This is a genomic window from Mycobacterium sp. NPDC049093 (assembly GCF_040704635.1).
Lineage (GTDB): Bacteria > Actinomycetota > Actinomycetes > Mycobacteriales > Mycobacteriaceae > Mycobacterium.
In genome coordinates, this window is sequence record NZ_JBEZJS010000011.1 from 43,106 (window position 1) to 55,259 (window position 12,154).

Here is a 12,154-nt window from a genome sequence, read left to right on the forward strand (position 1 = left end):
ATCCTTTCCGGTCAGGGCAGGTTCAGGTTCTGAGTGATGTCGGTGATGTGCTTGGTAATTTCGGTGTTGGGGTCACCGCCAAGGGAGCCGATGGCGATGAGCGCAGCCAGCGCGGTATTGGCGAGGCGAGTGAACACCTCATCGAGGGTCTGGCCGTCGTGCGGGTCAGCACCGGTCCAGCGCAGGTACGCGCGGATGGCCTCGCCACTGCCGGCAGCGACATTGAGGACGCGGACCGATTCAGGGATCTGCTGCTCGTCATGCCAGCGGACCAGCGAGTAGATGCTGGTGGGGCTCAACAGAATCGAATCGGCCATGGCACGGCTAGGCGTTGAGACCGACGGTGCCGGTGCGGTGCTGCTGCCGGAAGTCGGCGATCACGATCGTGGAGAGTTCCATGTTGTGGCTCCCTTCGGATTCTGGCTCTTGTCGTGACTGTAGGTCCCAAGTCGGACACGACGATCGATCCCTCACACAGCGCCTTTGGCGTGCGGCAGGCCTGGGTTTCAGGTCGAAACGAAGTGTCGGCCCTCAGCGGTACAGTCCGGAAAAGGTCGTTGATTAGGGCTTGGACGGGGGCATTGATGTCAGATACAGAAGTCGAGAAGATGGAGCCGATTTCGGAGGGCCGGCTCAGCGAGATCGAAGAGAAGCTCACAGAGGTCAAACGCGAGGTGTCGCAGTTCTATTGGGGACTCGGCGTAGTTGCGGTGGCCACTGTGCTCGTGAGCTGGTTCGTCGCGTCCTGGGAGCCGCCCGAGCCCGACCCGACGAATCGTGATGTGAGCGTTGAGGATCTGCTGAGCAAGGGCGTGCACTGCTACGACTCCGCTGAGGAACGCGCCGCGGCAAGGCAGAGAGCACTCGCGGCCATCGACCGAATCAAGTGGGAACGCGATCATCCCGAACCTGCGGACTACCCGCTGGGATCGCCTGGTCCTCCCCCGGCTGCGCTGGCTTCGGTTGCAGACACCGTGCCCCAGGGCGAGTCGTGGGATGCGAAGCGCTGCTTCCAGATCACCTACACGGAGTACTACTGAGAACGCAGAGCTCTAATCGTCGCGGGCGTGGCTGTGATGGAAGCAGTCGAGGGTGCAGTAGCCCGCGGTCGCGGCGTAGGGCTTCTTGAGCGGTTGGCCGCACGCCCGGCATTTCTGGGGATGAGTGCAGCGGCACCGTTCGGGCCAACTTCGGCCGCATCCCCCACACTCCAGCGGCAACTGCACCTCCGCTCGGCGGCTGCTCATAGCTCTGACAGTAGGTGGCGCGCAGGACACGACGTGCTGGTTCTGGCACGGGGAGGCGCTGGGCGCGTGATTGATTCGTGATGCAGGCTGCATCACAATCGGGTGTTCGCGCGATGATCGGTCGCTTTTGCCGCGCAGCGGGCGGGATTGAGTGGAGAGCAGCGATGAATATTCGGATTCGCGCGGTGAGGGTTTGTTGGCGCGACATTGTCAACGTTGTGGCCCGCCGAGCGTTGTTTCGTCACGTGACGGCGTCGTCCTTGGCTTGATCGGCCGTGGCTGGCCGATCAGCTTGCCTCGTGGTGGCTGTTATGTGGTGGCGGCGTGGTTGTGACCGACTGGTGATGCAGCCTGCATCACCAGAAACCCCGGCAGTTCGCATCATCGCCGCCGGCGGCCGACTGTGGACGCAGACCGTGGCCGGTGGTCAGTCATGCGGGGCGCTTATCGACCCCGATGAACTGAATCTCGCTGATTGCTACAGTCGTCACATCATCTGGCGTTGATCCGTCAGATTCCTTTGTAGGGGCGGACATCTGGGGCGGATCTGATGTCTCCACAATCTTGATTAGTAGTTTGCTGACAGTAGCCGGCGGGTCGATCTTCAGAGGCCGCCAGTCGCGGTCGCCGTTGGTGGTGAGCTCCGCCGGCTTCCGATTGAGCTCCTTGGGGAAATACACCATGTACTTAGTGACGATGCGGTGCTTGCCCCATTGGTCAGTGTGGTCGGGTGCATCAGCATCGAATCCACTGGTGAACTGGATCTGGCTGAGATCGACCTGCCTGCCGAAGTCGACCTGGATGTTCTGGCCGTCCTTGTTGTTGACCCGGGTGCACCTCCAGGCGGTGTTCAAATCGCCGTCGAATGCCAGGTTGGCATCGGCGTAGTTAGCGTCGCGAGGGCAGATATCGACAGCGTGGACACCGGAGAGAATGGTTTCCCGTTGGAGCGGGGGCAGGCTGGGCGCGGTCGGCTGCTGCACGGGTGCACGGGCGGGTGTCTGGGTTTGTGGGTTGACGTCGGCGCTCAGGTAGTTGACGCCGGCGACGGCGACGACCAGCACCACCAAGGCCGCGGCGGTCAAGATCGCAGTATGCAAGCGCCGGTTGGGCGGCACACGTTTGTTGAACTGATGGACCCCGGAGGCCGCGGCGCGACCGGTGGCACCCAAACCGCGGGCCAGTAGGCCCGGCCGCTTCGGTGCGGCGTCCTCGTCTGCCGCGACGGTGGAGTCGGGGGCGGCCGAGGCGGTACGTCGGGCGGGGCGTGTGGTGGTGCGCGGTGCGAGAGACGCCAGGATCAGGCGGCGGTTCTCCCAGCCGTGATCGGGCTGCAGCTGGTCAGGTTCTTGGGTCATGGTCATCGTGTGCCGTCGTCGTCGATGTCGATGATGCCGTCGAGGATCTCATCACTGGCGATGCGTCCCTCGGTGCGGCGGGGCAGGGCGGACAGGGTGTAGTCGGGCCGCATCTGTGCTCCAGGTTGGGGTGGCATGCCGTTGTAGTAGTGATGGTGGTTGATCTGGGTGATCTGCGCCGGGCCGGAGCGCTGCGGCGCGGGAGCAGGCCGACGTGCGGGGGCACTGCTGGCGCGAGCACGACGAGGCCGCAGGCGACGCAGCAGGAAGCGCACGGGGCGGCGCAGCAACGGCCAGACGTACCAGCCGGCGACGCTGATGACCAGGGCGTAGCCGAGGGCGGCGTCTATAGGGACGTGCAAGAACTGATTGGCAGCGCCGGCAGCCAGCGCCGCTGTGATCAGGGCGCGTATCACAGTGATCCTCCGGGATGGGTGGTGGTGATGTGGTGGCGGTTGGCCGCATCGGTGAGTTCCGGGTCGTAGGTGACCAGGGTGTGCAGCTGCGCTCCAGCGGTCAGGGCGGCCGCGATGTGCAGGGCATCGAGGGTTCGTCGTGGAGCGGGGTTGAGAGCGACCGCCGCGGCGAGGAGACGGTCGGTCAAGGCCACAGTGTCGAGGCCGGCGAGGACGTGGTGGGCGTGCTCGGTCGCCTCGGCTGGTAGTGGTGCGGTAGCGCGGAGCAGCTCGGCGCGGGACAGTGCGCAGGTGAACCAGACGGTGTCTGTCCGGGCCGTCAGGTAGTCGGTCAACGACTCGGTCTCGGGGGCTTGAGCGATGAGTTTCAGCATGGCCGTGGTATCGAGGTAGATCACCGCTCGCCCCGGCGCATGTCTGGCAGTTGGAGGCTGGCCGAGATGTCGAAGGGCTGTGCTGGGCGGCCGAGGATAGAGGCCGGTCCGGTGCGGGCGGGGGTGACTTCGCCGCTGGCGATGAGTGCGGACCACGGGTCGTTGACGGGCGCGATCATCTGAGCGACGGGGTGGCCGTTGCTGGTGATGATCACCGTCTCTCCGCGGGCGACTTCGCGGAGCACGTCGGTGGCGTTCTGGCGTAGCTCCCGGACGCCAAAAGTCTTCATGTAGCACAGAGTACCCCCGATGTAGCACATTGTGTACACAATGAGGTTCGCTTTGAACATCTGACGCTGACAGCCCACCGCTGGCGTTGCCGCGCAAATACCTGTCCCCGAGGGTCGCGGGAGTGCCGGGGCACCCTCGCCAGGCGGCGTCAAACGGCCATCTTCGAGCTTCCCCGAGCGGTTCGGCGCGAGATGGTGCGACCCACATCGCCGGCATCCTCCAGACGGTCTGCAACGGGTGGCCGGCGGGACCGCTGAGCCCTGGGCAGAAGAGTCGGATCCGAGCACCGCAGCGCGTATTGGCGCGGTTGGCGCGCACCCATTCAGCGGCCCGGTTCGGGCGCTGTCGAGGCACCTCATCACCGTCCTCTCACTCCCCCGACAGAGCCACGAAACGGAGAGATCGGACGGCGGCTGGGTGTGACCGCGGCGCACACTCTCCGCAGCGGGCCGGTCACTGAGCGAAACCCTGCTCGACCGGGGCCGCGCGAGAGAATCCGAAACGGATCGACGCAGCGGGTTGGCGCGACCTGGTGCACGGTGGTGCATGGCACACGGCACGCGTCTGGGTTCGCCGACAGTGGTGTCGGCGGAGGTGGCTGGCGCTCGCCAGGTTGGAGCGAAGTGCGGGTACTGAAAGGTAACTAGAGGGCTGTGTTGCGCCCTGGCGCGTGCTATGTGGCGGTGGCAGCGCGTTCATGATCGAGCTGGGTGCGCAGGGCTGTGATATCGGGGTGGCGGAGGTAGACATCCCAGCACTTGTCGAGGTCGCTCAGGTCCGCCCCCGGGGCCAGTTCGAGGCCGAGTGCATGCAGGCGGTCGGAGAGTTGTCCGCGGTTGTCACAGAGGACGAAAGTAGGCCAGTGTTCGGTCCTGGCGGCCGTGTCCGGGCTGGTGTGATCAGCTCTGGCTTCCGACCACCCGTTGAGGGTGATCCGGCCGGAGGGATCTGTGAGGAGCCACAGCCCGTAGTCCATGGAGAGAAGTCCTTTCTGCATCAGCGGTGCCCGCTTGTGCGGAGGTTCATCGCGGGATCGATAGTGGATGGCAGTGCCCGGTACCCCGGCCACACAGAGAGCTGGCCGTGCGGTTCGATTGTCAGCTTCCATGGAGCGCGGCAGTCGCGGTCTGTGGTGACCGGTCGCCGTTTGTGCGGGCAGATCAGAGCGCCCAGTGACGGGACTGCAGCGATGGTGAGACCGATCCTCATGGACAGCGGAGCGTGGGTGTCGGGCATGGTGGGCGCGCCTTTCAGAGTTTGGTGATCTGGTTGACGAGGTAGCGCTGGACGATCTGGGTGCCGGTGTGGCCGGCCTGATCGAGTGGGGTGCTGGAGTAGTTCTCGTGGAAGCCCCCTTGGATGAATTCGGCGAAGTGTTTGAGGGCCTGGGCGACGTTGACGGCCGAGAACTGGCTGAAGGTGGGGCCGAACATCCCGGTGGACTGGGTACCCACACCGCCGGTGGCGACGCTGATCGCGTTGAGTACGGCGGTAGCAAGATCTCCGATGTTCGCCCCGCCTTGGTGCAGGCCGGCGCCGACAGCGCCGAAGCCGGCGACGTTGATGGTGGAGGTCTTGTCCTTCATCTGTGACAACGCCGTGCCGACCGCGGTGGCGCGGTTGGCGATGACGGAGATGGCGGCGGGGATGGCTGCCCAGGCCCGCTGGGTGACCATGTTGATGACGTTGGTGACGGCATTGACAAGGTCGGTGGCGGGGCCGGCGACTTGCGGGCCTGCCAGCCAGAACAGCTGCTGAGCGAGGCTCTTGGCGAAGGCGACACCGCGCGATACCAGATTCGGGATCAGGTTGGGATCGTTGACGAGCGCGAGGATCTGGTTGATGGCCGCCGTGGCCGGCGCGATGAGGCCGGCCATAAAGATGGTGGCGAGTTTCTGGGCGGATCCGGCCGGGTCGGAGGCGTCCAGGTGTGAGCCCAGGTGGCCGATGAACCGCATGACGACGTCGCCCTGAGGCAAGTTGCAGTAGTAGTCGCGGGGCGCGCAGATCGCCAGGATGCCGTTGCGCTGGGTGAGAGATCCGAAGCCTCCGGATCGCACTCCGGCGAAGCCCATTCCCGGCTTGGCCAGACCGATGGTGGGCTGGCCGACTGGGGCTTGTGACGGGTCGGCGACGAGGGCGACGCCGAGGAGCCGGTTGGCAGGGATGACGCCCCGGTTGTTGCCGATGGCGGCGGCGATATCACCGGCTACGTCGGCGCCCTGGCTGTATCCGGACAGGATGAAAACGGTCTTGCTGCAGCGGTTGGCGACAACCTTGAGTCGGGCGTTGGCGGAGTCAATCCCAGCGTTCTTGGAGGCCATGTAGCCGCCCCCATCGGTGCCTCCGACGATGGTCGCTGGGTAAGGCGTGTAGTAGGTCGCAAGGGTGACCTTGGAGTGCTGGCGGATCGGTTCGAGGATCTGACCGAGTACGCCCACCGGCTTGGTGGGGTCAGCCTCCGGGTTGGTCTGCGTCGTGCCTGGCACTGCCACCGAATAGATGGCTGGACAGATGTTCTCGGCATGCGCCAGCGGCGCGGCGTAGAGCAAGGGCGGGGCCATGGGCACCAGGGCGGCGGCCAGGATGGTTAGGCGGGTGCGCAGAGTCATGCGGCCACGTCCTCGTCGAAGTGTCGGGCGAGCTTGCGGATCGCGCGCTGGGCTCGGCGTTCGATGGCGCCGACCGTGGTGTCCAGGGCCCGGGCGGCGGTGGAGGGGCTGAAGACGTCGGAGTTGAGGTACATGGCGGTCAGCGTCTTGTACTCCAGGGGTGTGATGATGCCGCGGTCGTTGGCTTGGCGGAGCAGGGTGGCGGTGTGGTCGTAGTCGTGGCCGAGGTCGGCGCGATCGAGGACGGTCGAGTGGGGTTCGACGCGGATGGCGGCCGCGGTTGAGGCGGCGGTGGGGCGGGCCTTGAGAACGCGCTTGAGGGTCTGGCCGTAGAGGTAGCGCGAGGTGAGGATCTGTGGTTCGGCGGCGGTGCGGAGGAGTTCGAAGAAGATCCGCAGGGTGTCGTTGTCGCGGGCATCGCGGTCACTGCTGCGGTAGCCGTCAGGGTCGGCCATCTCGGCGATGCGGCGCAGCGGGTGGCGCATCAGAACGGCGGCCATCAGCAGGGCGTGGCGATCGCCACCGCGGGCGTAACGGGCGAGCTGGGGAAGCACCGCACTGGCTGTGTCCATATGGGCGCAGATGGCGGCCGGCGACTGAGGCGGCTGCGAGTGCAGGGAGTGGACGAGGGTTACCGCGGGGGTGAGGTCGCCGCGGCTGGGCCGGGTGAGCAGGTGGTGGGCCTGCTCGGCGAGTTGATCCCAGATGGTCATCGGATTCCTTGGCGTCGCGGGGGAGGTAGCGAGGCCAATGGAAGCCGTGGACGTTGTTGCGGGTGTTTACGGAGAGGTTCGCGGAGCGGTTGACGAACGGCCCGAAAAGCTGTGATCTAGGTCACATTAAGACGGCGCGAGCTGGTGGTTTGTGGTTGTCAGCTCGGTTGACGGCAAATGGGCGACATGTCGCGGCGGAATTTGCTGAGCCCAAGCACGTATGCGGCTGATGTGCGGCGCCGGCGCGGGTTGTGCGGGCATGGCGATGCGCACCGGGGATATGCGGGGAGCGTTGGGGCGATTCGGCCTGGTCGGCACGCACCGCATACGCGGTGATGCGGTCGGCGAATAGTTGACGAGCTAAGGCATAAGGGGGTGTCGCTCGGCTCCCTATCGCCTGGCGGCTCAGGGCCGAGCGTAATCCCCTTGTCAAGCATCGAGCGAACATATGCGGCGCATACGCGCATATGCGTTATCAATTCGTTACCTATGCGCTTGTCGGGAATCAGGGGCTGTGGGGGTCATAAGGGGCTGCTCGACACTCCTTCGACCCCGGAAGGCCTCGCCGATGGCACAGCCGATTCGCCGCAGCACCACAGCGGTCCGCGCGTACTCAGACCACCTCTTCGACCTCATGGACCGGCTCAAGGTTGATCCGCTCGACGAAGACATGTCGGTCGCGCTGGTCGAGCACGTAGTCAACAACCGCAGCACAGCAGCTGAACTGTTCGACGCCCTCGAAGCCCAGGCGCTGGGGGTCTCGTGCTGACCCATCCCCTTCGCAATCTGCTCGACCGGCTGTTCCTGCGTCTCAGCGGCGGGGACGCCATCCGGGCCGACGAGCTGCGCGCGCGAGTCACGGCCTCATTCCTGGCATTCATGATGGTCAGCTACCTGCCACTGGCCGGGGCGGTTCTTCTCCTCGTCATTCACCGACCTCAGCCGGTCGATCAGGACCAGGCCCGCGATCAAATCACGATGGTCGAGGACTACTCGATGCGGTACGTCAACACCTACCTCAAAGACCCGTCGAACACGGCAGCGATCAAAGAGTTCTACGACGGCGACGTCCCCGCTTCAGCTCTGCCTCCAGGTGGACGCGCATTGTGGGCCGCTTCCGCTCTTCCTGGGGTTGTCGTCGAAGGATTCCGGACCTATTCGGTGATCGTCACCGCCGAAATTCCTAAGGCCGCCAATGCGGCCTCCATGGTGTCGATCAAGCTGCAGACCCTCATCTCCGCCGACACCAACAACCGGTTGCGCGCGGTTGCGCTTCCCTTCAGCAGAACCGACCGCCCAGCGGGCCAGTCCGTGGAGCTGGCGACGTCGCTATTGGTGTCCGAAGACCGACCCGTTTATTCGACAGTTTCAGGGTTCCTTTCGGCGATGTTGACCGGCGTCGGTGACATCACTCCGTACGTCGCATACGGATCGTCTTTGACGGCGGCAAAGCCTCCGCGATTCACCACGCTTTCGATCGAGCGAGTGCAAACCAATTCAGAGCTCGCTACCGCGCAAAACGTCCCGCCGAAAGCCAACGGAATCGAGGTCAATGTCCGCGTCATTGCCCAGACCCCTAGTGGCGTCTTGATGCCGCAGGACTTCCCCCTTGTGATGTCCGTCGCGGCGGGCCATTGGCAGGTCGATCGGATCAACGATGCTCCCTCGATCCTCGCGCCGAATGACTCCGATTCCGAGTCACCGGCGACGACACCAACCACCTCATCGACCGCGACAACGGCCCCCCGATTCACCACATCGAGCACACCTGAAGGGAACTAGAAATGATCACCACGCTTGCTCCTCTCTTGATGGACACAGCCGCCACCGGCGCTGGCACTCACGTCACCTACATGGCCGCGCCGATCTGGGACATCGGAGCCAACATCAAAAACCAGGGCATCAGCTTCGCGGTTTACCTGCTGATGGGTGGCACAGCCCTTGTGTCAGCGGCCCTGTACTTCATCGCCAAGAACAAGACCGCGGCACTCAAGACTCTGGCAGTTGGCGTAGTACTTATCGGCCTTGTCGGGTCGTTGCCCGCGCTCGGTGTCGTGTCCAAAGACACCGTCGGTGGACTAACCAACAGCGGGACGCGATGAGCCACACCTTCGTCGCCAAGTGGTACACCCGCGCCAGCCGGGTGCGCATCGTCATCGCCAAGTTCGACGGTCGATGGAAACTGCCCGGTGGTCCCTACCCCATCCCCGAGTTGATTGCGTTGGTGCTCGGTCTTCTCGCAACGCTGTTTCTGCTCCCCCGCACCGGACACCCGGTGATCACCGGACTCATCGGCGTGGCCGTGACCGTCATGGCGGTGGGTGCTATGCGCACCATGCCCTACTCACCGGTCAGTTTCGGTACCCGCGTTCACCGAGTGATGCGGCTCTACAGCACCCCGATCAGTGTGACCGGCAGCGCCCTGTCTCGCACTCCAACAACCACGTCCACAGTGCGACCACAAATCGAGATTCTCGACGCACCACACGCGGCTTTGAACTCCCCTGACTACCGCCGTCAGCCGCCCGCCAATCAGCGATCCGAGCCCAACGAGTTGGCCGACATCTTCAGCCAGCCCCGCAGCGCCGCCGCCGAACTATTCGGCTAAGCGCTCCGACCACACAAAGGACAGCTTTCATGGCCAACCAACTCGACCAGGACTTGCAGCCCACCGTGTCGGTGTTCAGCAACCTGCGCCGGATGCGCGACGGATCTATCTGGGCCGACTACCGACTCAGCGGACTCGCCTACGGCTTCACCTCCGACGAGCGCAAGTACGACACCCTCGTTCACCACCGCAACCTCTTCCGCAAGCTGCCGGATCAATCAGTAATCGCAGGCGTCATCGCCGCGATGAACCCGGACGAAATCATGTCGCGTGTCATCGGTGGAACTGACCTCAACCGACCCAACTGGCGCGAGGAATGCGAAGGGAAACGGGAGTTCTTCTCGTCCACCGTGCGGGCCACCGAGCGGATCTTCACCCTGTCATTCCCGGTGATCAACTCCGACATGGTGTCGGACTGGACCGGCATGGGAGCTGCGGCACGTCGCTCGCGGGAACGGGATCGCGCCGAGATGGCCAAAGCCGCCGACCTGGCCGCAGGCATCGTGTCCCAGCTGCCATCGGTGTTCAGCTTCGAACCACTGACCGCCGCCCAGATGGTGTGGCTGTGGAACCACGCACTTTCCCGCGGTGGCCCCGCCGAGATCTTCCCAACACCAACGGCCACCAACGTGGCCTCCCCAGCGGGCGCATTCGCCATGGCCGAGTTCGACGAAGGGGAACGCCGCGCCGAGAAGAAGCGGTGGCTGCCGAGCAGCTTCGCGCCACTGGTCAAGATCACCCAGCGCGGTCGCATCGGAGTCGGTGAATCCTGGCAGGCCCTGCTGGCCATCGAAGCACTGCCGTTAGAGGGACTGCAGTTCCCCGGATCAGAGTTCTTCACCATCGCCGACCGCGTCGACGGATTCGACATCGACTGGGCCGTGCGGATCAGCAAGACCCCACGTGAACAAGCGATCTCTCGCAACAACAAGAACCTGCGCCGACTCAACGAGCAGGTCGACGAACGCGACTCAGAGGTGTCTTTCGCCCACGACACCCTCTCCGAACAGGTCATGTTGCTGCGCGAATACACCTCGCATCTGGAGACAAACGATGACGAGATTGAGGTGGCGTTGTGCCCGATCTTCGCCGTAGCCGGACCCAACCGCGCCGCCTGCGAAAAGGGCGCGCTGGAACTGGTCCAAAAGTTCGAGCGTCCGCGCATCAAAGTGGTCGCACCGCTCGGCGGCCAACGCGAACTGTGGGCCGCGATGAATCCCGGGGGAACCAACCACCGGGCGGTCGCGGACTTCTCCCACGTCACCATCAGCGAATACGCCGCAGCGACGGTGCCCTGCGCCACCAACCACGTCGGAGATATGCGCGGGCCAATCCTTGCGCTGAATCTGTCCGGCCGCCGGCACCAACCGGTGCACACCGAATGGTGGCGGGAGACGGTCAAGGACGCGTCCTCGGCCGTGGCGATCGCCGGAGAGTTGGGCAGCGGCAAGACCTGGCTGATCATGTTCAAGCTGTTCACCCTCGTCGACAACGGCGGCCAATACCTCGCCATCGACCGCACCGACTCCGGTGAGTACGCACGCCCCACAGAAACACTGCGCCACAAGGTGATCGTCGACCTGATGCGGCCCCAGTGGTCGATCGACCCGATCCGCACCCTGCGCTCGGACCTCGGCGTTGATGCGGCCGTCGAACTGCTCACACCGCTGTTCGAGTGCGAAGCCAACTCCCCGATGGGCATCACCCTCGGTGAAGTACTTCGCCCCGAATGGAACGTCAACTCCATCCCTGAGTTGCTGCGCGTTCTGCAGGCCGGAGTCGACGCCGGGAAAATGCCCGACAACAGCGGGAAAGGCTTGCCGGCGGGCTGGGACGAGCTGCACCGTCACCTGTCGTTCTGGTCCGGTCGCCGCTACGCCGCCTCACTGTTCGATCCGAACCTGCCGGCGATGGACCTCAACGCCGAAGGCATCGTCATCCGCACCAACCGTGTCGAGGTGCCGACCACCGAAGAAATGTCCAGCCGCGAATCGCTGTCGCCATCGAAAGTGTTCGGCCGAGCGATTTATGGGCTGTCGATGGAACTGGGCCGCCAAGCGTTCCAACTCAACAAGGCCCGCCCAGCCGCAGTGGCCCTCGACGAGGCCTACCACGTCACGAGCACCCCGACCGGTCTGGCCCGCACCGCCCGACTCGCCCGAGACGGTCGCAAAGACAACATCTCGCTGATCCTGGGCAGCCACGACCCGGTCGCGGACTACCCGGCGGGCACCGCCCTGGATCTGATCCCGACGCGCTACGTGATGCGTCACCGTGACGAAAGCCTGGCCCGCCGATCCCTGCACTGGTTGGGCATCGATCCGGACCGCAACCCGCACATCGTGCGTGACTTGACCACCAACACCGCCCCGAAGGGCCCGGACGGCAAGGTCATCCGCGGTCGCGAAGGCGAGGGCTACATGCGTGATGCCCGCGGCAACATCGGCCGCATCAAGGTACTCGGCCCGTCCTCAGCGATTCGACGCGAAGCGATGAGCACCACTCCGCCAGACCAACAAGCCGAAGTCGCCTGAC

At 64.7% G+C, this 12,154-nt stretch carries 15 protein-coding genes; 6 read left to right on the forward strand and 9 right to left on the reverse strand.

Features of this window, described 5'->3' with window-relative positions; all coding sequences use genetic code 11:
• Positions 1-11 precede the first annotated feature (11 nt).
• Positions 12-317, reverse strand: coding sequence for a hypothetical protein (locus AB0876_RS31850; protein WP_526043938.1), 306 nt, complete (start codon positions 315-317; stop codon positions 12-14).
• Positions 318-584: 267 nt separating this feature from the next.
• Here AB0876_RS31850 and AB0876_RS31855 point away from each other — a divergent pair, with 267 nt between their 5' ends.
• A complete protein-coding gene (locus AB0876_RS31855; RefSeq protein WP_526043939.1) occupies positions 585-1,040 on the forward strand; it encodes a hypothetical protein in 456 nt (151 codons plus the stop codon).
• Positions 1,041-1,052: 12 nt separating this feature from the next.
• On the opposite strand, the gene AB0876_RS31860 is transcribed toward AB0876_RS31855, so the two are convergent.
• The 8 genes from AB0876_RS31860 to AB0876_RS31895 all read right to left on the reverse strand — a co-directional run bounded on the left by AB0876_RS31860 (position 1,053) and on the right by AB0876_RS31895 (position 7,011).
• Positions 1,053-1,247: a hypothetical protein gene (locus AB0876_RS31860; RefSeq protein WP_526043940.1), complete on the reverse strand. Its 195-nt coding sequence runs from the start codon at positions 1,245-1,247 to the stop codon at positions 1,053-1,055.
• Positions 1,248-1,678: 431 nt separating this feature from the next.
• Positions 1,679-2,332, reverse strand: a complete 654-nt coding sequence (locus tag AB0876_RS31865; RefSeq protein WP_526043941.1) for a discoidin domain-containing protein — start codon at positions 2,330-2,332, stop codon at positions 1,679-1,681.
• A 275-nt stretch (positions 2,333-2,607) separates the two neighbouring features.
• Positions 2,608-3,021, reverse strand: coding sequence for a hypothetical protein (locus AB0876_RS31870; protein WP_526043942.1), 414 nt, complete (start codon positions 3,019-3,021; stop codon positions 2,608-2,610).
• The gene (locus tag AB0876_RS31875) at positions 3,018-3,419 is read right to left on the reverse strand and encodes a PIN domain-containing protein (protein ID WP_526043943.1); all 402 of its coding nucleotides are present in this window, start codon (positions 3,417-3,419) and stop codon (positions 3,018-3,020) included. The genes AB0876_RS31870 and AB0876_RS31875 overlap by 4 nt, the downstream gene beginning before the upstream one ends.
• Entirely contained in the window at positions 3,416-3,685 is a 270-nt protein-coding gene (locus AB0876_RS31880) for a type II toxin-antitoxin system Phd/YefM family antitoxin (protein ID WP_526043944.1), read from the reverse strand. The genes AB0876_RS31875 and AB0876_RS31880 overlap by 4 nt, the downstream gene beginning before the upstream one ends.
• A gap of 674 nt (positions 3,686-4,359) precedes the next feature.
• Positions 4,360-4,662 carry a hypothetical protein gene (locus AB0876_RS31885; RefSeq protein ID WP_526043945.1) on the reverse strand — a complete coding sequence of 101 codons (303 nt, stop codon included), beginning with the start codon at positions 4,660-4,662 and terminating at the stop codon, positions 4,360-4,362.
• Between the two features lie 274 nt (positions 4,663-4,936).
• Positions 4,937-6,298: a cutinase family protein gene (locus tag AB0876_RS31890; protein ID WP_526043946.1), complete on the reverse strand. Its 1,362-nt coding sequence runs from the start codon at positions 6,296-6,298 to the stop codon at positions 4,937-4,939.
• Positions 6,295-7,011 (reverse strand): hypothetical protein, encoded by a 717-nt coding sequence (locus AB0876_RS31895; protein WP_526043947.1) that lies wholly within the window; start codon positions 7,009-7,011, stop codon positions 6,295-6,297. Before AB0876_RS31895 ends, AB0876_RS31890 begins: the two co-directional genes overlap by 4 nt.
• Before the next feature lie 568 nt (positions 7,012-7,579).
• Between AB0876_RS31895 and AB0876_RS31900 the strand changes: the two genes are divergently transcribed.
• Genes AB0876_RS31900 through AB0876_RS31920 form a run of 5 tightly spaced genes read left to right on the forward strand, consistent with a single transcriptional unit; the run spans position 7,580 to position 12,153 of the window.
• The gene (locus tag AB0876_RS31900; RefSeq protein ID WP_526043948.1) at positions 7,580-7,780 is read left to right on the forward strand and encodes a hypothetical protein; all 201 of its coding nucleotides are present in this window, start codon (positions 7,580-7,582) and stop codon (positions 7,778-7,780) included.
• On the forward strand, positions 7,774-8,793 hold the full coding sequence (locus AB0876_RS31905) for a hypothetical protein (protein WP_526043949.1): 1,020 nt from the start codon (positions 7,774-7,776) through the stop codon (positions 8,791-8,793). Before AB0876_RS31900 ends, AB0876_RS31905 begins: the two co-directional genes overlap by 7 nt.
• Before the next feature lie 2 nt (positions 8,794-8,795).
• Complete coding sequence (locus tag AB0876_RS31910) at positions 8,796-9,113, forward strand: hypothetical protein (RefSeq protein WP_526043950.1); 318 nt, start codon at positions 8,796-8,798, stop codon at positions 9,111-9,113.
• A complete protein-coding gene (locus tag AB0876_RS31915) occupies positions 9,110-9,619 on the forward strand; it encodes a hypothetical protein (RefSeq protein ID WP_526043951.1) in 510 nt (169 codons plus the stop codon). The genes AB0876_RS31910 and AB0876_RS31915 overlap by 4 nt, the downstream gene beginning before the upstream one ends.
• A 29-nt stretch (positions 9,620-9,648) precedes the next feature.
• On the forward strand, positions 9,649-12,153 hold the full coding sequence (locus tag AB0876_RS31920) for an ATP-binding protein (protein WP_526043952.1): 2,505 nt from the start codon (positions 9,649-9,651) through the stop codon (positions 12,151-12,153).
• Position 12,154: the final 1 nt, after the last annotated feature.